20 protein-coding genes are annotated in these 22,008 nt (G+C 56.7%); 2 read left to right on the top strand and 18 right to left on the bottom strand.

Going from position 1 to position 22,008, the window contains the following annotated elements:
- Positions 1-193: 193 nt before the first annotated feature.
- Complete coding sequence (locus tag ACR0J4_RS05215) at positions 194-946, top strand: LytTR family DNA-binding domain-containing protein (RefSeq protein ID WP_170554686.1); 753 nt, start codon at positions 194-196, stop codon at positions 944-946.
- Between the two features lie 24 nt (positions 947-970).
- On the opposite strand, the gene pdeM is transcribed toward ACR0J4_RS05215, so the two are convergent.
- The 15 genes from pdeM to ACR0J4_RS05140 form a co-directional block, all read right to left on the bottom strand.
- Positions 971-1,633: a ligase-associated DNA damage response endonuclease PdeM gene (gene pdeM / locus ACR0J4_RS05210; protein ID WP_170640395.1), complete on the bottom strand. Its 663-nt coding sequence runs from the start codon at positions 1,631-1,633 to the stop codon at positions 971-973.
- A gap of 41 nt (positions 1,634-1,674) precedes the next feature.
- Positions 1,675-4,086 (bottom strand): ligase-associated DNA damage response DEXH box helicase, encoded by a 2,412-nt coding sequence (locus ACR0J4_RS05205; protein WP_170640393.1) that lies wholly within the window; start codon positions 4,084-4,086, stop codon positions 1,675-1,677.
- A 40-nt stretch (positions 4,087-4,126) separates the two neighbouring features.
- Complete coding sequence (locus tag ACR0J4_RS05200) at positions 4,127-5,434, bottom strand: ATPase (protein WP_170640391.1); 1,308 nt, start codon at positions 5,432-5,434, stop codon at positions 4,127-4,129.
- Between the two features lie 117 nt (positions 5,435-5,551).
- Positions 5,552-6,097, bottom strand: a complete 546-nt coding sequence (locus ACR0J4_RS05195) for a prepilin peptidase (RefSeq protein WP_170554680.1) — start codon at positions 6,095-6,097, stop codon at positions 5,552-5,554.
- A gap of 3 nt (positions 6,098-6,100) precedes the next feature.
- On the bottom strand, positions 6,101-6,952 hold the full coding sequence (locus ACR0J4_RS05190) for a tetratricopeptide repeat protein (protein WP_170471977.1): 852 nt from the start codon (positions 6,950-6,952) through the stop codon (positions 6,101-6,103).
- 30 nt (positions 6,953-6,982) lie between these two features.
- Positions 6,983-7,507 (bottom strand): tetratricopeptide repeat protein, encoded by a 525-nt coding sequence (locus ACR0J4_RS05185; protein ID WP_170472275.1) that lies wholly within the window; start codon positions 7,505-7,507, stop codon positions 6,983-6,985.
- Between the two features lie 67 nt (positions 7,508-7,574).
- A complete protein-coding gene (locus ACR0J4_RS05180) occupies positions 7,575-8,549 on the bottom strand; it encodes a type II secretion system F family protein (RefSeq protein WP_170554677.1) in 975 nt (324 codons plus the stop codon).
- 10 nt (positions 8,550-8,559) lie between these two features.
- Complete coding sequence (locus ACR0J4_RS05175) at positions 8,560-9,528, bottom strand: type II secretion system F family protein (protein WP_170471973.1); 969 nt, start codon at positions 9,526-9,528, stop codon at positions 8,560-8,562.
- 11 nt (positions 9,529-9,539) lie between these two features.
- Positions 9,540-10,970: a TadA family conjugal transfer-associated ATPase gene (locus ACR0J4_RS05170; RefSeq protein WP_170471971.1), complete on the bottom strand. Its 1,431-nt coding sequence runs from the start codon at positions 10,968-10,970 to the stop codon at positions 9,540-9,542.
- Positions 10,971-10,994: 24 nt separating this feature from the next.
- On the bottom strand, positions 10,995-12,230 hold the full coding sequence (locus tag ACR0J4_RS05165; RefSeq protein ID WP_170471969.1) for a CpaE/TadZ family protein: 1,236 nt from the start codon (positions 12,228-12,230) through the stop codon (positions 10,995-10,997).
- Between the two features lie 199 nt (positions 12,231-12,429).
- Complete coding sequence (locus ACR0J4_RS05160) at positions 12,430-13,056, bottom strand: OmpA family protein (protein ID WP_170471968.1); 627 nt, start codon at positions 13,054-13,056, stop codon at positions 12,430-12,432.
- Between the two features lie 17 nt (positions 13,057-13,073).
- A complete protein-coding gene (locus ACR0J4_RS05155; RefSeq protein WP_170471966.1) occupies positions 13,074-14,480 on the bottom strand; it encodes a type II and III secretion system protein family protein in 1,407 nt (468 codons plus the stop codon).
- A gap of 193 nt (positions 14,481-14,673) precedes the next feature.
- Positions 14,674-15,582: a Flp pilus assembly protein CpaB gene (gene cpaB / locus ACR0J4_RS05150; protein WP_170554675.1), complete on the bottom strand. Its 909-nt coding sequence runs from the start codon at positions 15,580-15,582 to the stop codon at positions 14,674-14,676.
- 236 nt (positions 15,583-15,818) lie between these two features.
- Positions 15,819-16,055 (bottom strand): hypothetical protein, encoded by a 237-nt coding sequence (locus tag ACR0J4_RS05145; RefSeq protein WP_170554673.1) that lies wholly within the window; start codon positions 16,053-16,055, stop codon positions 15,819-15,821.
- Positions 16,056-16,342: 287 nt separating this feature from the next.
- Positions 16,343-16,585 (bottom strand): hypothetical protein, encoded by a 243-nt coding sequence (locus tag ACR0J4_RS05140; protein ID WP_170471960.1) that lies wholly within the window; start codon positions 16,583-16,585, stop codon positions 16,343-16,345.
- A gap of 353 nt (positions 16,586-16,938) precedes the next feature.
- Between ACR0J4_RS05140 and ACR0J4_RS05135 the strand changes: the two genes are divergently transcribed.
- Complete coding sequence (locus ACR0J4_RS05135) at positions 16,939-17,808, top strand: lytic transglycosylase domain-containing protein (RefSeq protein WP_170554671.1); 870 nt, start codon at positions 16,939-16,941, stop codon at positions 17,806-17,808.
- Positions 17,809-17,841: 33 nt separating this feature from the next.
- On the opposite strand, the gene ACR0J4_RS05130 is transcribed toward ACR0J4_RS05135, so the two are convergent.
- The 3 genes from ACR0J4_RS05130 to topA form a co-directional block, all read right to left on the bottom strand.
- On the bottom strand, positions 17,842-18,468 hold the full coding sequence (locus ACR0J4_RS05130; protein WP_170554670.1) for a CoA transferase subunit B: 627 nt from the start codon (positions 18,466-18,468) through the stop codon (positions 17,842-17,844).
- Positions 18,468-19,172: a CoA transferase subunit A gene (locus tag ACR0J4_RS05125; protein WP_170640390.1), complete on the bottom strand. Its 705-nt coding sequence runs from the start codon at positions 19,170-19,172 to the stop codon at positions 18,468-18,470. Before ACR0J4_RS05125 ends, ACR0J4_RS05130 begins: the two co-directional genes overlap by 1 nt.
- Positions 19,173-19,273: 101 nt before the next feature.
- Complete coding sequence (gene topA / locus ACR0J4_RS05120; RefSeq protein ID WP_170554666.1) at positions 19,274-21,925, bottom strand: type I DNA topoisomerase; 2,652 nt, start codon at positions 21,923-21,925, stop codon at positions 19,274-19,276.
- Positions 21,926-22,008 lie beyond the last annotated feature (83 nt).

The following is a 22,008-nucleotide window of genomic DNA, read 5'->3' as shown; positions in this document are numbered from 1 at the left end:
CGTCGGACCGCGCTTTGCGGTCCGAGTCTAACGTGACGCAGGCCGGGTCAGCGGCCTGCGCTCAAACCTATGCATGAATTGTGTTTTACAGGACCTCAATTCATGATATTCGTTATTTCCCAGTCAGTTGCCGAGTAAACATCGTGACCGTCCAAGATGTCCTGACTGGGTCTTGGGCCGTTGTTCTGTAAGTATGACGTTAAACATCGGGCTATTGCGTTCTCATTGTACCCCACAGAGGGTGGTGGCGGGCGTTGTGTTCCTGCCCTTACTTGCCTACGTATTCCCCCCATTTCTGGCCGCGGAGCTGTCTTTTTCCCTGCGTTTGCTGTTTTGGGCTGGTGTTATGGTGTTGGCATTGGCCGCCATTTGGGCCGCGCGGAATGTGATTGAACGACATCAAGTTTTGGAGCAGCTGCCCGTGCGCGATCTGGCATATGCGGTTGTGATTCTAACCATGTTCACTCCGACCCTTTGGCTTTTGGCATGGTTGTTGTTCACTTGGGGTGGTCATATGGCGCCTGAGATGGCGACTGTTGCCAGTTACGGGATATTGTTTGCAACAGGCCTGTTGCTGGTGCGGCGGGCCGAATGGCACGATGGCAAGGTCGAAGCCGAGCCTGAGCTAAAGCCTATGCCACGGCTTGCGCGCCGTTTGCCCGAGAGTTTTCAAGGCGAGTTCTACCGCCTGACCGTGCGAGACCACAATGTGGACGTCGTTACGTCTGAGGGGACCTTTACGATCCGCTCTCGCTTTACCGATGCCATAGACGAGATGGAGCCTGTTACGGGCCATTGCTCGCACCGGTCGCATTGGGTGTGCGATGAGGCTGTAGCGGGTGTTGAACGGTCCGAGGGCAAGATCTTCCTGCGTCTCGTCAATGGCGATCTTGTTCCGGTCAGCCGTAAGTACCGGCCGATGCTGGAAGAGGACGGCCTGATCTGAGGCGCTACACGACGTCCTTTCGTCTCAGCGAGGCATTGGGATCATCTGCGGTTTAGGGCCCGTTAGGATTGCCAATGCCTTCGGTCCCATCAGACCAGTCAAAACCTGATCCGAGCTGCGCAACCCGCCTGTGTAGGTGCCAAAGGCGGGCAGGATCAGACGATTTGAATCGAACAGAAAAGCCGGGCGTGTAATGCTGCGGCCACGCGCGCGCAGCGTGGCCTTTGGGTGATAGTGACCCGAAATCTCACCTTGTGCCCCGGACTGCGCGATATGGCGAAAGGTGAGCGTGTCGCAAGTCCACTCGGCCAGATGCGTACCGCCAAGCTCCACCGGGCCGGGGTCGTGATTGCCCTCGATCCAGAGCCAGCGGCGCCCGGCTTGCAGGGTGGCAATGCGCAGCCTCTCGGCGCTGGGCAGGGACAGGGAGGCGTCAAGATCATCAAAACTGTCACCCAGGCAGATCACGGTTGCGGCGCCCGTACGCTCCAGATCTTTGGCCAGCCTGTCCAATGTTTCCTGACTGTCATAGGGCGGCAGGATCGCACCACTGCGCCGGGCCATACGTTCGGACTTGCCGAGATGGAGGTCGGATACACATAGCAATTTCCGCTCAGGCCACCACAATGCGCCTGAGGGTAGGGCGCTCAGGCGCTGCCCGGCAAAGGAAAACTCAACCTTGTTCATGGAACGTTCTTCGCGCGTTTTGCGCGCCCGCGCAAGGTGGATCAGAGCGTATCCAGCCCGGCCGCCTGCAGCAATCGCGCACTTTCCTCCGCCAACAAACGTTCTTCGCCGGCCCCTTTTACCGGGACTTTTCCAACTTCTAGGAACAAAGGTGCGGCGAGAGGTGACACGCGGTCCAGCCGAACCAGATCAATCCGGTCGTCAATCCGTTCCATCATTGCCTCGATCCGGCCAAAATCGACGAGGCCGCGCATGGCTTCTTCACGGGTGATCTGCATCAAAAGGTGGTCGGGGTCGTATTTCAGCAGCGTATCGTAGAGGATATCTGACGAAAACGTGGCTTGCCGCCCGCTTTTGCGTTGCCCGCCTGTGTTGCGCTCGATCAGGCCCGCGATGGTGGCCGAGGCGCGAAAGGTGCGCTTCATGACGGCATTCCCAGCCAGCCATGTGTCCAACCCGTCGCGCAGCGCATCGATCCGAAACAGAGGTGTTGGATCGGTTACTGCGTCCAATCCCCAGATCAGGGTCGCGTAGTCGGTTGCAACAAAGCCAAGAGGGGCAAGGCTACTCTCCTCCATCCTTTTGGTGAGGAGCAGGCCCAAGGTTTGCTGCGCGTTGCGTCCAGCGAAGCCATAGACACAAATATGCTCGCGCCCGTCGCTGGGAAAGCTCTCGACCAGCAGGCGGTTGCGTTGGGGCAGGCGAGAAACATGCCTCTGAAGCTTCAACCAGTCGGCTGTGTGTTGCGGCAGTTGAGGCCAGTCGGTCTGCGCGAACATGCGCAGGATACGGTCGCTCAGCTGCGTTGAGGTGGCGAACTTGGTCCCCGCAAAAGTGGCGATTTTGGGCTTCTTGTCGGCACGGCGGCTGACTTCGACCACGAGCTCTCTCAGACCCTCGTAACGCACGATCTGACCACCGATCAGGAAGGTGTCGCCTGGGGTCAGAGTGGCTGCAAAGGCCTCCTCAACCTCGCCCAGTGGTTTACCGCCCCTGCTGCGTTTCAGGCGGACTTTCAGGGTATCGCTGTCCTGAATGGTGCCGAGGTTCATCCGAATGCGGGCCGCGGCGCGGGGGTCCCTTAGCTGCCACAAACCGTCGGCGCGTTGCTGTAACCTTTGCCATCGATCATAGGCCCGCAGGGCATACCCGCCGGTCGCGCAGAATTCGAGACAATCGTCAAACTCGGGTCGCGTCAATTGTGCAAACGGCCCGGCCGAGGTTATCTCGGTAAACAGTGCATCCGCATTGAACGGTCCCGCAGATGCCGCGATCAGGATATGTTGGCACAGCACGTCTCGGGGGCCTACGCCGCGGGGCTCTCCGTCCAGGTCATGGGCTTTTGCGGCCTCAAGGGCGGCCACGCATTCGACCACCTCAAACCTGTTGGCAGGTACCAGCAGGGCTTTGGACGGCGCGTTATAGCGGTGATTTGCCCGTCCGATACGCTGCACCAGCCGCTTGACGTTCTTGGGCGCGCCGATCTGGATCACCAGATCAACATCGCCCCAGTCGATGCCTAAATCGAGAGAGCCGGTGCAGACGATGGCGCGCAGGTCACCTCGGACCATGGCGGCCTCGACCCTTTCGCGTTGTTGGCGATCCAGACTGCCGTGATGGATTCCGATGGGCAGGCTGTTCTCGTTTGCAAGCCACAGATTGTGAAAGAAAATTTCGGCCTGGGCGCGGGTGTTGTGGAAAATCAGAGTCGTCTTGTGTTGGCGGATTTGGTCCAGCACTGCCGGGATCGCATAGGCCGCGCCTCCGCCCGACCATGGCGGCATCTCGGCAGTTTCCAGCATCGCGATGTTGGGATCAGGGCCGGGATCGGCTTGAATGATCTGACACGGATCGGGGTGACGGGCCAGAAAGCGGGCAATGGCCTGAGGGTCCTCGATCGTGGCCGACAAGCCCACACGGCGCATGTTTGGGCACAAAGTCTGAAGCCGCGCCAGCGCCAACATCAGTTGATCCCCGCGTTTGCTTTCAGCCAAAGCGTGGATTTCATCGACGATCACACGTTGCACCCCATCAAACATGCGCGGAGCGTCCTCATATGATGTCAGAAGCGCCAGACTCTCGGGCGTGGTAAGCAGGATATGCGGCGGGTCGGCGCGCTGGCGTTTTTTCTGCGTGGCTGAGGTATCGCCTGTGCGGTCCTCAATGCGGATGGGCAACCCGATCTCGTCCACGGGCGTGCGCAAGTTGCGTTTGATGTCCGCTGCAAGGGCCTTGAGGGGCGAGACGTATATAGTATGCAATCCGGCATGTGCACCGTCCGTCAACTCCGCCAATGAGGGCAGAAACCCTGCCATCGTTTTGCCGCCACCCGTGGGTGCAATCAGCAAAATGGCCGGATCTTGTGCCCGGTCGAACATGTCCTGCTGATGAGGGTGGATGGTCCAGCCCTTGGTGCTGAACCAAGTGCCGATCCGGGCGGGAATCTGCGTCATATGCGCAGACTACCCCTGTCATCCCGGAAATGGCACGGCGTTATTTGACGATCTTCTCGTCTTTGACGAACATGTTGGCCCAGGCACGGTCGATTAGGTCGGGGCTCATCTGATACGGAATGCCCTCGAACTCACAGATCGAGATCATCTGGTCGATCAGGAAGATCGGCTGGTAGTTCGCATAGATGTTGTCGATCGTCGGGTATTTCACCTTCAACAGATGAACCAGCGCGGCCTCATCCAGCGGCATACCGCGTTTGCGGGCGACCATTGCGAAGATCTTCAGGAAGTTCTCTTGGTTCGGGCCATCAATCTTGATCTTGAAGAAGATCCGGCGCAGGGCCGCTTGGTCGAAGATCTCATTCGGGTGGAAGTTGGTCGAGAAGATGACCAGCGTGTCGAAGGGAACCTCGAACTTTTCACCCGATTGCAGACCGAGGATATCCTTGTTCTCTTCCAGCGGAACAATCCAGCGGTTGACGAGGGCCTGAGGGGGTTCAGCCTGTCGTCCAAGGTCGTCCACGATGAAGATTCCACCGGTCGATTTCAGCTGCAGCGGGGCCTGATAAGTCCGCGCGGTGGGGTTGTAGACCAAGTCCAGCATGCTGAGCGACAGTTCACCACCGGTCACAACAGTTGGGCGCTCGCACTGAACATAGCGCGAATCGAACCTCTTGCGGCGACGCAGGCTGTTGGGGTCGTCAGGCTCCTGCTCAATCGCGGTATGTACGATCGGGTCATAAACGGTGATCACCTGACCGGCATATTCGATAGCGTAGGGGACATAGACATTGTCACCCAATGCATCCCGAATACCGTTCGAGATCGAGGACTTACCATTCCCAGGAGGGCCATACATTAGTATCGACCGGCCTGCGCTGACTGCGGGGCCGAGGTGATCCAGCAAGCTGTCGGGCAAAACCAGATGGCCCATCGCGTTGATCAGCTGATCTCGCGTGACCTGAATATTGCGGATCGACTGGCGTTTGACCTGCTCGCGATACACATCCAGTGGTACGGGCATCGCACCGAAATACTCCGACTGGCTTAGCGCGTCCAACGCACGGGCCTTGCCGGCGTCGGTCAGCTGATATCCCATTTCATTGCCACTATTGGCGTTCAGGGTGCCTGTGGCCTCAAGCAGTTTTTGGTCACGGGCAATGTCGATCAGTTCCTGCGTGACTGAGCCAGGCAGGCAAACGGCTTCGGCCACTTCGGTCACGGTGCTGGCATTCTTGCGAAAGATCGTCTTCAGCAAAATGTCTCGCATCATCACCAGCGGGAGCTGCATTTCACCCAGGCCCTTCGGGGCAGGGGGCGCCATAACTGCGGAGGTCTGCATATTCATAAGCGGGACTCGTCTGTTCTGATGTCACACCAAAAGCCCCAAAGCGGGCCAGTTGCGTGAAATCTGGCGCAGCTTTGTGGCGGGACCAAGGCAGCGACAAGGCGCGCAGATGATAGTTTACGATCCGAGAACAGTCCCAAGAATCAGATACATGGCAAGCGAACCGGACAGGGCCAGCCCCATCGGGAACTTTTTGCCTTTGTCCCAGCTATCCCAATGTGGGGCAATCGTGCGCAGCCTTGTGTGCTTGGCCAAACGGTGGGTCGCTACGGCCCCCAAAGTACATGCCATCAGAATAGCCATGAGCAGAACCACATCTGCGAACCAGATGAACGGAGCGGCTGCGGCCAGAAATTTGGCATCGCCCGCGCCCATCGCTCCGGCGGCGTTCAGGATGATACCGGCAAGCAGAACCACGAAGATATGCAGGAATTGCCAGACATAGATAGGCAATGCGATATCAAGAGGGCCGATCTGCCCTCCAATCAGCCCCGTCGACCACGGAGGCAGCACAAAAAGCCCAACGACGATATAGACCAGAACCAGCGCCGTGACGGCGTGGTTCTTAATCTTCATTTCACGCATATCCGTGAACGCGACGTAAAAGCAGATCGGCAGCACAAAGGGCAGAAACCATGCTGCCGCATAGGCCGGTATCGCCATGTGTCAGCTTTCCTCGAGCGCGCGAAGCGAGCGGACGGCTTCATCGAAATGTTGGGGATGGGTCGCAATCGCCTCGCGGAGGAGGTTCTTGCCGGTTGCCGTATCCCCTTGTTTCACTGCGGAAATTGCCATCGTGTTCAACAGCCGGGCGCGCTCAACCTGTGTCATGGGCACAACCGGCAGGCTGTAGTTCCCCTGCGCGGACCGGGCCAGAACCAGATTGTTCTTGGCTGTAAACAGGCTCTTGTCCTGGCGGACGGCCTCGGTGAACAGGCGCTCAGCCTCGGCATATTGTCCGCGCGTCAGCTTGGAATAGCCCCAGTTGTTCATCACCCCACCCGGGCGCGTGGTCAGGCCCACGGCCGTTTCATAGAAGTGATCGGCGCGTTTCCATTCCTTGCGGGAATCCGCGACGACGGCTTCAAGCCGGTAGCGCTTGAAAGACTCATGCGTCGGCGGGACCGAGTTCAAAACGGTGTGGGCTGTGTTCCAATCCCCATTGCGTACCAGCGCATCTGCGTATTCGACCCGGTCGGCCGCGTTGGCGCCGTTCATGGTCGTCACCCGTTTCCACGCGGCGGCCGCCTCGGTCGAGCGTTTGGCGCGACCCAACGAGATCGCAAGCCCGCGCTGCAGGTCGATCCGGTCGGGGTTTTTGGCGGCGGCATTGTGGAAATAGGTGACCGCCTCGTTGGGGTCGGCCGCGGTCAGAAGCACGTCGTTCAGGTTGGTTTCGTCAATGACGTTCACCTCCTGAAATGTACGTTCGACCTTTTCCTCTTCGGTTTCTTTTGCACAGGCGGACAGGATCAACCCAGTGACCACGAGTGACGGAATCAAGAATTGTTGGCGCATTTTTGCGTCCTTTTACTGCTCTTGCCTCGGTTACTGGATTTTGCGTAGCGAAAATTGCCCGTCGCCTAGCTGCTCCAGCGTATATTCTTGTTCTTGGTCAGTATTATTAACAGGATTTTCCATTTTTGCGATAGCTAAGCGAAGATTGTCGCGGATTGCGTCACTTTCGCCATTGTCCAACGCAAAAGCCCGTCGAAACACCTGCTCCGCTTCGGGGTATTGTCGGGTTTCCATCAGCAGAACACCCAAATTGTTCCAAGCGATGGGCCAGTCTGTGTCATCCTCGACCGCGCGGCGTAGAAGGGTCTCGGCCTGCCCCAAACGACGCAGCCCCAGATTTGCGGTCCCCAATGAGGTCAGAACCTGCGGCGTCATCCCTTGTTCCAGCGCGGCGCGGGTAAAGCTGTCGAGAGCAAGCTCGTATTCTCCGGCGGCCATCAGGCGGTTTCCTACGGTGATGTTGTCTTCGGCTTGTCCCGTCGGATCTATACCCGGCGCATCGAGGTCATCCGACAAGCTCCCTTCCGTGCAAGAGGCCACCATGGCGAAAACCATGATGGCCTGAAAACTTCGGCGAAGCCTAAGCAAGGCACAGCCTTTTTCTGGGAGCATCGAAGTTACATCATCCTCCGAAGTTCGAAATGACGCTTGCAGAAGGCCCCACCAGAATGATCAATAGAGGCGGTACCGTTAGGGTCATTGTGACCAGAGTCATCTTGGTAGGCAACTTGTTTGCGGCTTCTTCTGCACGCATCACACGTTTGTCACGCATTTCGGCAGCATAAACCCGCAGAGCCTCAGCAATAGAGGTACCAAACGTGGCTGATTGGATCATCACGGTCACAAACGCTCTCACATCCTGAACGCCGCAGCGCGTTCCGAAGTCACGCAAGACCGTATCCTTGTCCTTACCTGCTTTCATTTCATAGGCAACGACTTCGAATTCCTGCGCAATCTCCGGGTAAGAGCTTTTCATTTCCGACGCGACGCGCACGATCGCCTGGTCGAGGGACTGGCCGGCTTCGACGCAGACAAGCATCAAATCCAACGTGTCCGGAAAGGCAGATGTAATGGCTTCACGTCGCTCTTCAACGCGGCGAGTAATCCAGTATTTCGGTATGAAATACCCAATCCCGCCCGGAACCAGAACGCGGATCAACAATTGGGTTCCAGTGAACTCCTGATCGCCAGCAAATACCGTGACCCATACAACTCCGAGGAGGATACCCAAGATACCCAGAGCGAACTGTGCGAAGTGAAAGAACCGGACCGCGTCCTTGGATTGATACCCCGCTTGACGCATTGTTAGCTGAATGGCCGACAGCTCTTCTTCGCTTTTGGGCTCAAGGAAAGTCGCAAACTTTTCAAGCTGTTCGTTTCGACCGCTTTGACGCAGTTGATCCTTTTTGGATTTCTTTGGCGTTTTTGGTGCCGCGTTCGAACGTTGAAGTTTTTTTAGAGGATCTTCAGGCTGGTTCAGCATTAGCAGAACCGCCACTGCCACCAAAACCACGCCGAGAACACCGACCACGATCAGGGGGCCAAACTCTCCCAGCTGCTGCGTCAAAGTATCATTGATGGAGGCTAGAAATTCCATGACACAGACCTCAAACCTTAATGTTGGTGATCATTTTCATAACGATCAGGTTCAGTGTCAGCATGATGCCAACGATGAAACAGCATGGGATAAACCAGGGGTGGTCAAGAACTTCGTCATAGTAGTCTGGCGATTTTACCAAAATAAAGACCAGACAGAACAACGGGAATCCCGAAAGGAATTTGCCGGACCATTGCGCCTCCGCGGTGATTGCCTTGACGCGGCGGAACAGGCGGAAACGTGCACGTATCACCTGGGCCAATCCAGCCAGAATTTCGGCCAGGTTACCACCTGACTGCTGCTGGATGCCAACTGCGACCGCTAGAAAGCGCAAGTCTTGCATGTCCAGTCGCTCTGCCATGTCTTTGAGGGCCTCGCCCACGTCACGACCATAGGCGCACTCATCTGCGATTACACCAAATTCGGTTCCAAGGGGGTCCTGAACTTCGTTTGCAGCGATCTGAATTGAAGACACAAAAGGGTTACCGACGCGCAGTGAGCGGACCATAAGCTCGACTGCGTCAGGCAGTTGTTCTTCGATCATGCTCATGCGTTTTTTGGCTTTGCTACTGACCCACATGAAGACGCCACCAACACCGATGGCGATCGAAATAGCCGCGCGCAGCACAGTTTCAGTTGCCGTGCCAATACTCAAGCCAACAAAGGCAAAAGCCGAAACAAGACCCATGATCATGATCAGTTGTCTTGGCGTGAACGCGATGGCGGCCTTTTGGGCCTTGTCAGCAAGCAGCGAATACAGAGGGATGCTCTGCGTTTTCATATGCTGCTGCATTTCCTTGCGCAGCTGTTCCAGAACTTGCTCGCGGCCCGCGCCCTTGTCGAGCATGTCCAGACGACGGTTGACCCGGCTGTTCAGGCTGATGGATTTGCCGAACGCCACAAGATAGATGCCTTCCACCAGGGCAAGAACGCCCACGAAGATGGCGACATAGATGAGAGCCTCCATAGGCAATTGCATGTCGTAATCTCCTACATTGTGGTTGGGTCGTAGATGGACGAGGGCAGGTCAAAGCCCCACAGGCGGAAGCGCTCGGAATAGTGGCTGCGCACGCCGGTGGCGGTGAAGTGACCGATGATTTTGTTATCGGGTGTCAGGCCAACGCGTTGGAAACGAAAGATTTCTTGCATCGAAATCACATCGCCTTCCATCCCGGTGATTTCGGTGATCGAGGTCATGCGGCGCGAGCCATCCTGGAGACGGCTGGCCTGAACGATCAAGTTCACAGCGCTTGAGATCTGGCTGCGAACCGCCTTGATCGGCATTTCGATCCCCGCCATCGCGATCATGTTCTCGAGACGCGAGATACCATCCCTTGCCGAGTTTGCGTGGATTGTGGTCATTGAGCCGTCGTGGCCGGTGTTCATCGCCTGCAGCATGTCGATCACCTCGGCGCCACGAGTCTCACCCACGATGATGCGGTCGGGACGCATCCGCAGGGCGTTTTTCAGACAATCGCGGGGGCTGACCTCACCTTTTCCTTCAACGTTTGGCGGGCGGCTTTCCATCCGGCCGACGTGAGTCTGCTGAAGTTGAAGTTCCGCCGTATCCTCGATGGTCAAGATACGTTCAGCGTCGTCAATAAAGCTCGAAAGCGCGTTCAGAGTAGTCGTTTTACCGGAACCCGTACCGCCCGAGACGATGATATTCAGGCGTGTCGAAACGGCGGCTTGAAGATAGGCGGCCATTTCTTCGGTGAACGCGCCGAAATTGACCAGATCATCGATACCCAGCTTGTCTTTTTTGAACTTACGAATCGACACCAGCGAGCCGTCAACAGCGATCGGAGGGACCATCGCGTTGAAACGCGAGCCATCGGCCAAACGGGCGTCGACATAAGGGTTGGATTCGTCAACACGACGACCCACTGCGGACACGATCTTGTCGATAATCCGCATTAGGTGTTTTTCGTCTTTGAACGTGATATCGCTGATTTCAAGCTTACCCGCACGTTCGACAAAAATCTGTTGTGGGCCGTTCACTAGAATATCGTTGACCGTGTCGTCGCGAAGCAGGGCCTCAAGTGGGCCGAGGCCTGTGACCTCGTCGTAAAGTTCCTTGTTCAGCTGCGCGCGGTCGTCGCGGTTCAGCACGATGCTTTTGGCTTCCAGTACCTCGCTGGCAATCGCGCTGATCTCAGTGCGAAGCTCGGCCTCACCCGCGTTTTCAAGGGCGGCGAGGTTCAGGTTTTCCAGAAGCTCCCGGTGCAGCTCAATCTTGATCTCACTCAGGCGCTCTTTCCGTTTGCGGTCGCGGTCGGCGCTCGTGACTTCGCCAGCTTTCTTCTGAACGGGCTTGCGTGCAACTGCTGTTGCCGTTGGCGCTGCGGGGGCCGCTTCGGGCGCTTTGGCCGGAGTTTCGACCGGCTGCGCATCAGACGCTTTCTTATATCTGGAAAACATGGCGGCTCTTCCCTTAGGGTTGTATTATGCGGCCTCGGCGTCGTTGCTGCCGAGGCTGTGGAGCGACTTTGCAAGCTTGGCAATTTCGCGACGCAGCGGGTTTTTAGCGGCCGAACTGGCCAATGGCAGGCCATGATCGCCGCTTTGCATCACCGGCTTGCCCCCATCGGGCAATTGCAGGTCGATTGAAATTCCGAGACTTTCGCCCATACGTTTTATGCGCCCCTTGCCGTTTAGATCGGTGAACTTGGGGGCCCGATTTAGGGCGAAGCGCAATTTGTTGAACGGCAGCTCTTCGGCCTGCAAGGCGCGTTTCAAACGCAATGCGTTCTGAGCCGAGCGCATGTCCAGCTCGATCATGGCGAAATAAACATGAGCGGCCTGAAGAACGGTTTCTGACCACAAAACCAATGTCTTGGGCATGTCCACGATCACGTAGTCAAAATGCTTACGCGCCGTATCTATCACGCGCTGGATGTCTTCGGGTGTGATCAAATCCAACGGCACCATGTCGGATGGGGCCGTCAAAACCTGCATTTTTTCTTCATAGCTTTGAAGGGCTTGCGAGAAGACCTCATCATCCATTGACGCTGTGTCGGACAGCATCTCGAACACGGTTTCACGGCGTGGCAGGTCCAAATAGGTCGAAACCGTGCCGTATTGCAGATCCAGGTCGATCAGACAGACAGAAGGTGCGTCCTTGTCCGAGATTGTGGCTAGTTCCCAGGCCAGGTTCACAGCCAGTGTCGTGGAACCAACGCCGCCCGCCAGACCTTGTACAACGAACAGAGCGCCTTCTTTTGATTCGCCACTGGTCAGAGTGGCAGCGGCTGCTTGTGCTGCAACCACAGGATCGGGCTTGTTCATTCGCTCGATCGCTTCGTTCAGCTCGCCTTCGGGAAGCGGGTAAGGGACAAATTCATCCGCGCCTTTGCGTAAAAGCTGGTGTAGCGAGGCGGGGGTCACGTCCTCGGCAATAAGCACCACTTTGATCTTCTTGTCTTTTGCCTGGGTGATGATTTCGCCCATCAACGAGAGGTTGTCTTCATCTTCACCATCAATGGCCAGGGCAACGAATTCCAGTGTTTCTGCCTCAGGTTGGCTGAAAAACGCGAGAGCTTCGGCAAAGCCAAGATCGCCCCAACGCTCACCCAGAATTGTTTCCATGTCTTCGATCAGCAGATCGAAGTTTTGGACGTCCCGGCTGATCGTGCAGGCCAGAATTCCCGAGTCGTTGTCTTGCGGCGTCGCACTACTCATATACACAATCCTCGTAGAGAGGGCTTGGCATTTCATGCGAACGTGTACGCTCGGGTAGATTTGCTGTCGCCCCAATGCGGTCAATTTTGGCCGCAGGTCACCCTATTGTTCACAATGTCGCTTGGAAGTTGGGCGAGAATTTGGCGCAAAAGAACCAATTGTAGGGAAACGGGCGACGATGTCGCCCGTTCAGATGGGATTATCCACCGCCGCCGCCAGTTGCGTCGACTTGTTCGACTGTAGAACCGGAAGCTGCGCTTTCGACGTATTCGCGATAGATGACATCAGCATACTTGCCGTCCAGCGTTTGTGGTGCGCGATCCACAAAGCCCGAAACCTCGGTCACTGTCCGGCGATTCCGGCGATCGCGATTCGTTGTAGCAACCAATGGGCGCGTTTTGCCGAAAGAAACCACCGCCTCTAATCGAGACCGCGAGATTCCCTGTTGGGCAAAGAAGGACACAACAGCCTGTGCCCGACGCAAGCCAAGGCTCTTGTTATAGCTGGCTGAGCCCACTGCGTCCGTGTGGCCATACACACGGAACCGTGCTTCAGGGAATTGTTTGATCCAATCCGCCTGCTGCAACAGAATACGTTGGGCCGACGCATCGAGCTGTGAACTGTTGAAGGCAAAGTTCACTTGGCTGGGGACTTCAGCGGCGAACCGGCGGCTCAGAATCTGAGCGTATGTCAGCTCACCGTTCATGACCTGCGAATTGTTCAGCGTCGCGTTGCCAAAGGTTCCCGCATCAATTTCATACCCGGCTTCGCGTGTACATGCGGTAACTGCGACCGAAAGACCTAAGGTGAGTATCAACGTTTTCATTGGTCCTAACCTCCTCATCAATCCAGAATATAGCCGTAAGAACTGCCAAAATCTTGCTTGGCGACTTCCGATGCGCCACCTGCGCCTGCGCGCTCGGTCCGAGCAACGCGACCGTTGATAAACAGATCAAATTCACTGGGGGGTTTTACTCGATCTGTCGGCAAAGCAAGCGTTTCCCCACGGGTCGGTGAGACCAAGTGCGCGGTGATGATGATAACCAACTCACTTTGTTCTCGCTGGTACTGTGCGCTGCGGAACAGGGTGCCCAGAACAGGAACGTCGCCCAACCATGGCACCTGATTGCTCAGGTCCGTGAAGTCATCCTGAATCAGGCCTGCGATCGCAAAGCTTTCACCGTCGCGCAGCTCAATGGTTGTTGAGGTCTGGCGGGTAATGAAGCTTGGGACCGAATCGCCGTTGATCGTAAAGTCCGAAGACGTATCGATACTCGATACTGCAGTGCCAAGCTCCAAGTTGATAAGATCACCGTCGACCACGCGCGGAATGAAGTCGATCTCAACACCGAACGCGCGGTATTCGATTGCGACAACACCGTCATCTGCGGGCACAGGAATCGGGACCTCACCACCGGCGAGGAACGTTGCCTGCTGACCGGACAGAGCGGATAGGTTCGGTTCGGCGAGCGTACGCGCAAGACCTTTGGTTTCGAGTGCTTCAAGCAGTAGCCTAACTTGGGTAGAACCGGCGCCAAAACCGAACAGAATTGCGCCCGTATTTGCTTGCGCGATCGGAATGTTGTTGGCCAGCGCATTGTTCAACGCACCTTGCGTGTTTAGGGTGTTGAAACCGGCTGTGACGTCGCCGCCTCCAAAGCCAAGAGATGTCGACAGGTTCTTTGCGACCGAGCGGTTCATTTCGGCAAAGCGAACCTTCAGCATGACCTGCTGCACACCGCCGACCGACATCAGGTTCGAGACCCGGTCGGGGGCATAGCGTTCGGCTAGTTCCAATGCGCGGGCTAGTTTGGCCGCTCCTGAAACCGTGCCGGACAAGACGATGCCGTCGTTCGCAGTGCGCACTTCGATTTGTTCGTTTGGCAAGATCTGCCTCAGACGCTCTTTAAATTCAGTCACGTCAGGGGACACGCGTACGCGGACATTCGCCAAAAGCATACCGGCCCCATCGAACAGTGTAAGAGTAGTTAGGCCGGGTGCTCTGCCCAAGACATAGATCGTTCGCTCTGAAAGCGACGAGATGTCGGCAATGCCGGCATTCGCGATACTCAGTTCGGCAAACGGCTCTTCACTTTCAACAACAATCGCGCGGTTTACAGGTACTTCCAGCGTTTCCACTGTGCCCTTCTTCACCACGCGAAGAGTTTCGGCCCAAGCGGCATCGCCGACTGGGCTTACAACGAGCGACAACCCCAGCAGGGTTGCGCTGATCCAGGAACGTATTTTCATGTGACCTGCCTCTCCGATCACGCCTCGTTTTTATGGGTCTTATGCCCTATAGGCGAAACTCTGCGCGAAAACGGAATTTATTGCAATAATCAAGGGTTTCCGGAAGTTTCCTTATGTGGGCAATTGGCAACATAGGAATCAAATGAGCCGCGCAAATTGCGCGGCTCGGCAGGTGTAACGTCCTGAATAGGCGTCAGTTTGTACAGGCGATCACACTATCGGCAACTTCGCTGTTACCGCGACGAATGCGTGTCTTGCAAACTTGTTGCTCCACACGTTCAGGGACGGGGGCGGCTTCTTCCTCGACGACACCCAGCAACGCGCGTTGATCGATTTCAATGACTTCTGACGACACCGTTTCATCTTCAATCCCAACAAGCGCCAGGGTCAGTCTGCCCGTGTTTTGCGCTTGCGTAAGTACAGCAACCTGTTCACGTGTGACTGCAACGGTGATCGTTCGCGCGATGGTTGTTCCAGTCACATCCGTTCCTGCGATCTGGTCAACGGCGATAAGTTCGACCCGGGGCTGGATCAGGCGGGTGATCTCGCCATCCGCTTCGGCGGTTGTCCCGCGACGCGAACCGGTCCAGTACACGTCCACAAAATCTCCGGGGCGCAAGAAACCAGAAACGCCCGAAGCCACATCAACGCGAATGGCAAAAGCGCGCATACCTTTGTCCAGCTGAGACGTCAGACCCGCCCCTTCGCCGGGCTGAGTGATTTTGACCTCCATCAGCGCTTCGTCTTTTTCCATTGTGCGAAGAACGAAACGATCTTTGCTGCCTGACTCAGGGAAAAGAACCGCAAGGTCGGTAAAGCTGCCTTCCGGGATCGCGTTTTCTGGCCATTCAACGACGCGCACGTCGTCTTCTGCCAGGCGTTCTCCGTATTTCAGGGTTCGATTTGATACAATAACACCTACGGTTGGAATCACTTCGATCGCAGCGTTTTCTGCCGCGGCGGCCTCTAACGCGGCGGCTGCTGCTTGCCGTTCGCGTGCGAGTTCCTGTTGATAAGCAGAGATATAGTTCTGCGCCATGTAGACAGCACCACCGGCCAGAGCTAGTCCGACAATCAGGACAAGTCCGAATATCGCTCGCATACATACACCTCTTTCTGTGCTAGTTGGGCAATTTGCGCCCAACAAGAAGTTCTGAAACAGCGACCTGTTTAACGGGGAATTGTGTCGAAATCTGGGGCAAAAGCGTTTTTCGATGCAAAAACTTTTCTGTTCATCTGCGACGCTCGCGCACAAATCTCTGACGTCAAAGCAATCGCGCGCCGGACAGAAAACTCGTTGCAAACTGTCACAGGCGCACGATTTTTAGTTCAAAGATATCATTCGCCGTTTACAGTTCCGGCTGAAGTGATGCCGCCAGCGTTGTCATTGTCACCAGTGCTGACTGTCGCCGTTGACAAGGCTTGGTCCACGTTTCCACCGAAATTGTCCATTCCGGTTCTCATCACAAGTATGAGTGCAGAGCTGAGTCCGATGATCAAAGCAACCAAGACGACCCAATCAACCGTGATTGCGCCCTCTTCGCTTTTCGCAAAGCGGTTGTGAAACTGTTTCATGTGTCGTCCTTCCAAGAGCCTCTTCTACCCAAGCCATTGCCAGCCCAAGTGCAGATAATTCGATCTATACAGTTTTAGCTGACGTGGATGGCGGAAATTGGGCCAGAAAAAGGAGGTCATGCCAAATTGCCACTGCTTTCGCATTGGTCACGGAACAAAAACTCATTTTTGACGGTGACAAAAGCGCTTGTTAAAATAGTGCCTTGTAGACTTTGGGTGTATTTACCTCAAAAAGAAAAGCCGCACCAAGATCTTGGTGCGGCCTAGTAACTTAGCTGTAAGCCAAATTATTCGTCGGTACCGGTCGCAGAGCCTGCTGCGGTGATGCCGCCTGCGTTGGTGTTGTCGCCAGTCGAAACAGTAGCGGTGCTCAGCGCGGTGTCTACGTCGTCCGCCAGGCTGGTCGCGCCGCCTTCGATTTGCTGGTATGCAACGGCTGCCAGGCCGATGACTGCTGCGGTCAGAACAACCCAGTCAACTGTTACTGCGCCGTCTTCGTCTTTGCGGAAGTTCTTGATGAACTTGATCATGTTACGTCCCTCCTAAAGGATCTAAAAAAGTATTCTAAACCTCGGCGTCTTTCAGAGCTTCCTCTCTCAGTCCGCTCCCGATCGTCTCGGTATGCATCTATGTTTGCCTGTTGTGCGTGGCAGGAATTGGGCCAAACAGGGAAAAATTCGCCCGATGCTAAACTTTCTGGTCACTTTTTCTATAAGATATTGAAAGTAAATATAAAAAAACAAATTCGGTTGTTTGGGGTCGTCTTTTAGCGATGCAAATTTGCGGCAAATGAGGCGAAACTGCCCCAATTTGCTTGGTTTTTCTGGCTTTACGCGAAGATTCGAGGTTCAAATCAATCAAAACGAAAACATGAGGCAGGCAAATGAATCTCCGGGACGCAGTTACATGCGCCGGCGTATTGGCGTTTCTGGTATGCACGCCAGACACCGTGCGCTCGGATCAGGTCGAACCGCGTGGTGTCTATAAAAGGATCAAGGCGCCTCTGCCGGGTCAGCGGCCCAAGGTTAACATTCGGATTACCTCCGAAGAACATGCAGCCCGCCCCTCAGCGCCTAGTACTGGATCTGAGCTTGCGGTCCCTGAGGTCATCAAACGCGCCAAAGTGCCGCCGGCGGAGGACGCCCCCGTAGTCGCGACCAAAGCGCCGCCGAAAGGCGCCTATAAAGCCTTTTGGGAGAAGATCTCTCCCGAACTGGCACAAGCCGGACCAGGTAGGCTGGATTCGGCGATCAACGCCCTGGCCGCTACAAGCGTCTCGACACCCCGTTTGCAGACCCTGCAGGGCATCGTGAAAAATCAGGGCCGCGATATCCTACGCTCGACCATTGGCACCAATGTTTCGCCTGCACTGGTGCTGGCGGTTATCTCGGTGGAATCGGCTGGGCGGGCCGACGCGGTCAGCTCGGCCGGGGCGCAGGGATTGATGCAGCTGATGCCCGCAACAGCCGAGCGGTTTGGCGTGCAGGACAGCTTCCAGCCCTCACAGAATATCTCGGGTGGGGTCAAATATCTGGATTGGCTGATGGGTGAGTTCGACAATGACCCGATATTGGCGCTTGCCGGGTATAATGCCGGAGAGGGGGCCGTTCGCAAACACAGCGGTGTGCCTCCCTATGCAGAGACGCGGGACTACGTGCCCAAGGTGCTTGCGGCTTTTCAGGTCGCGCGTGCGCTCTGCGCAACGCCGCCGGTCTATGCCTCGGATGGGTGCGTATTCCAGACGCTGAACTAGGGCCTGCCTATATCAGCAGGCCCTGATCTTGGTCTAGTTGACGATGTTCGCCTCGGTTGCGGCACGGATCTCGTCTTCGGTGACGCCTTCAGCGATCTCGACGATCTTCAGGCCACCCTCAACCACATCCAGAACCCCGAGGTTGGTGATGATGCGATTCACCACCTTTTTCCCGGTCAGCGGAAGGGTGCATTTCTTCAGCAGCTTGGATTTGCCGTGTTTGTTGGTGTGGTCCATCACAACGATCACGCGGCCGACACCAGCCACGAGGTCCATCGCGCCGCCCATGCCTTTGACCAGAACGCCGGGAATCATCCAGTTGGCCAGGTCGCCTTCTTCATCCACTTCCATCGCGCCCAGTACCGCCGCAGCGATCTTGCCGCCCCGGATCATCGCGAACGAGGTCGCGCTGTCGAAATATGCGGTGCGCGACAGCTCAGTGATGGTTTGCTTACCCGCGTTGATCAGGTCGGGGTCTTCTTCGCCTTCGAACGGGAAGGGGCCCATACCCAGCATACCATTCTCGGATTGCAGGGTGATGTCCTTGTCGCCCACATAGTTTGCCACCAGCGTTGGAATGCCGATGCCGAGGTTCACATACATGCCGTCTTCAAGCTCTTGCGCCGCACGCGCGGCCATCTGGTTCCGATCCCAAGGCATTATGCTTCCTCCTTCTTACGGGTGGTGCGCTGTTCAATGCGCTTTTCGTGATCGCCCTGAATGATCCGATGCACATAGATGCCCGGCAGGTGGATCGCATCCGGGTCCATCGAACCGCGGGGGACAATCTCTTCGACTTCGGCGATGCAGATCTTGCCGCAGGTCGCGGCAGGCACGTTGAAGTTCCGCGCGGTCTTGCGGAAGATCAGGTTGCCGGTGTCATCGGCCTTCCAGGCTTTGACAATGGCCAGATCGGCAAAGATGCCTTCTTCCAGAATGTAGGTCTCGCCATTGAAGTCTTTGTGTTCCTTGCCCTCAGCGATCACGGTGCCCACGCCGGTTTTGGTGTAGAAACCGGGGATACCTGCGCCACCTGCGCGCATCCGTTCGGCCAGAGTGCCCTGCGGATTGAATTCCAGCTCAAGCTCTCCGGCCAGGTACTGACGCATGAATTCCGCGTTTTCGCCGACGTACGAGCTGATCATCTTCTTGACCTGCTTGGTTTGCAGCAGGATGCCGATACCGAAATCGTCGACGCCTGCGTTGTTCGACGCAAAGGTCAGGTCCTGAGCGCCCGAGTCTTTGATCGCCTCTAGCAGCAGTTCCGGGATGCCGCACAGGCCGAATCCGCCCGCCGCGATCATCATGCCATCCGACAGCACTCCGTCGAGCGCGTCAGAGGCATTGGCATAGATTTTCTTCATGGAAAACTCCCCCAATGACATGGTGATGGGCAGGTTGTGCCGCCGCGTCAGGGGGAAGTCAACGAATCCAAGGGGCTGGTGGTATTTCTACCTATCCAACCCTAGCTTGCCGTTTTCTTCGTTGTTTTCTTGGCGGTGGCCTTCTTTTTTGGGGCAGCCTTTTTCTTCGTTCCCTTCTTTGCGGCGCGTTCATTGACCAGTTCGATGGCCATTTCTTGCGTCACATCCTCGGGTTTGATGTCTTTGGGAATGGTGGCGTTGACCTTTTCCCACTTCACATACGGCCCATAGCGCCCATCAAGAACCTGCATGGCACCACCATCAGGGTGTTCGCCCAGCTCTTTGAGGGGGGCTGCCGCCGCGCGCCGACCACGTCCCGGATTGGTGCGTTTTTCTGCCAGCATCTCGACCGCGCGGTTCATGCCGATCTCGAACACGTCATTGGGGTCTTTGACATTGACGTAGACCGGTTTCGACTCTTCCGGCAGTTGGTGCATGATATACGGCCCGAACCGCCCGAAGTTCGAACTAATCATACCGCCTTCGGGATGTTCACCGATCTGGCGGGGCAGGGACAGCAGGGTCAGGGCCTTCTCAAGGTCCATGTCATCCTTGCTCCACCCACGGGGCAGAGAGGCGCGCGGGGGTTTCTTGTTCTCGGGCGTTGGCTCTCCGCGCTGGACATAGGGACCGAACCGGCCGGATTTCAGCCAGATCTCGTCGCCTGCGTCCTCACCGAGAAGACGTTCATCCCCTTCGGCCCCCTCGCCCGCGATGGGGCGAGTATAGGTGCATTCCGGATAGTTGCCGCAGCCCACGAACCCGCCGGTACGGGACGTTTTCAAGTGCAGTTGGCCCGTTCCACATTTCGGGCAAATGCGCGGGTCCGACCCGTCCTCACGAGGCGGATACAATTGCGGGGCCAGCGCTTCGTCGAGCTTGTCCAGCACTTCCGAGATGCGCAGCTCAGACGTTTCGCCAATCGCGGCCGAGAAATCGCGCCAGAATTTGCCAAGCAGATCCTTGTAGTCGCGATCGCCGGCGCTGACGTCGTCCAGCTCTTCTTCCAGATTCGCGGTGAACTCATAGCCCACGTATTGGCGGAAGAAGTTCAGCAGAAAGATCGTAACGATCCGGCCCTTTTCCTCGGGGATCAGGCGGTTCTTGTCCTTACGCACATATTCGCGGTCCTGAATCGTGGTCACGATTGAGGCATAAGTGGAAGGACGGCCGATCCCCAGTTCCTCCATCCGCTTGACGAGTGTGGCCTCAGTATAGCGCGGAGGCGGTTGGGTGTGGTGCTGCAACGCCAGAACGGCTTCGTTTTCGGACAGAATTGCTTCTTTCGCGGTTTTTGCGCCTTCTGTGACCTGAGCCTCACCTGTCGACTTTTCGAATTGGCCAATCAGAGAGTCCTTGGCAAACCGCGCCGGATCGCCCTGCATGATCTGAGGCAGGCGCTTTTCATCGTCATCAGCCACATCGTCGCGGCCTTCTTCGTAAACGCGCATGAAGCCGTCAAATAGCACTACCTGACCGGTCGCGCGCAGGCCGACCTGACCGTCGTCGCTGCCGATTTCAACGGTTGTGCGCTCCAGGCGCGCAGCAGCCATCTGGCAAGCAATCGTACGCTTCCAGATCAGATCATAAAGCTTGCGCTGATCTTCATCGGTCACCTTCAGCTCTTTTGCATCGCGCGCCATGTCCGTCGGGCGGATACATTCGTGCGCTTCCTGCGCGTTCTTGGCCTTATTCTTATAGATGCGCGGGCTGTCCGGCACATATTCGGCGCCAAAACGGTCCGAGATCGCATCGCGCGCGGCGGCAACCGCTTCGGGGGCCATGTCGATGCCGTCAGTTCGCATATAAGTGATGTAGCCCGCCTCATAGAGACGTTGCGCCACCTGCATCGCGTGCCGCGCACCCATACCGAACTTACGGCTGGCCTCCTGTTGCAGGGTTGAGGTCATGAAGGGCGCGCTGGGGTTGCGTGCCGCAGGTTTCGCCTCGACCGAGGTCACGCTTAGCGCGCGGCTGGTGATGGCCTGAACAGCCAGCTCCGCCTGTGTCGCGTCTTTCAGATCGTGCTTGTCCAGCTTTTTGCCGGCATAGGTGACCAGGCGCGCCTCGTAGGTCTGGCCGCGTGGCGTTTCGAACAGGGCCTTGACCGACCAGTATTCGACCGGCTTGAAAGCCTCGATCTCCATCTCGCGTTCGACGATCAGCCGCAGGCAGACAGATTGCACCCGGCCTGCCGATTTCGCGCCGGGCAATTTGCGCCACAAAACTGGCGACAGGTTGAAGCCCACCAGATAGTCCAGCGCACGGCGGGCCAAGTAGGCCTCAACCAGCGGCATGTCGACCTCACGCGGGTTTTGCATCGCCTGGGTGACGGCCTCTTTGGTGATCGCGTTGAAGGTCACGCGGCTGACTGGGGTATCTTTCTTGATCGAGCGCCGCTTGGTCAGCGCTTCCTGCAAGTGCCAACTGATCGCTTCCCCCTCGCGATCGGGGTCGGTTGCGAGGATCAGGGCATTGTCTTCTTTCAGCGCATCGGCAATTGCTTTGACGTGCTTCTTGCTGTCATTGCCGACCTCCCACTTCATCTCGAATTCGTGGTCGGTATCGACCGATCCGTCCTTGGGCGGCAGGTCCCGCACATGGCCATAGGAGGCCAGAACCGTGTAGTCGGGGCCGAGATATTTATTGATTGTTTTTGCTTTGGCCGGAGATTCTACAACAACTACGGGCATTTAAGGGGAAACCTCGCTCGACGAATAGGGCGCCTGTTATGGTCGTGCAAAATGTGTGGGGCAAGGCCGGAATGTCAATGCGT

The sequence above is a fragment of the Ruegeria sp. B10 genome, from assembly GCF_056539825.1.
Note: the sequence above shows the minus strand (reverse complement) of the source record. Positions and strands in the feature narration are given on the sequence as shown.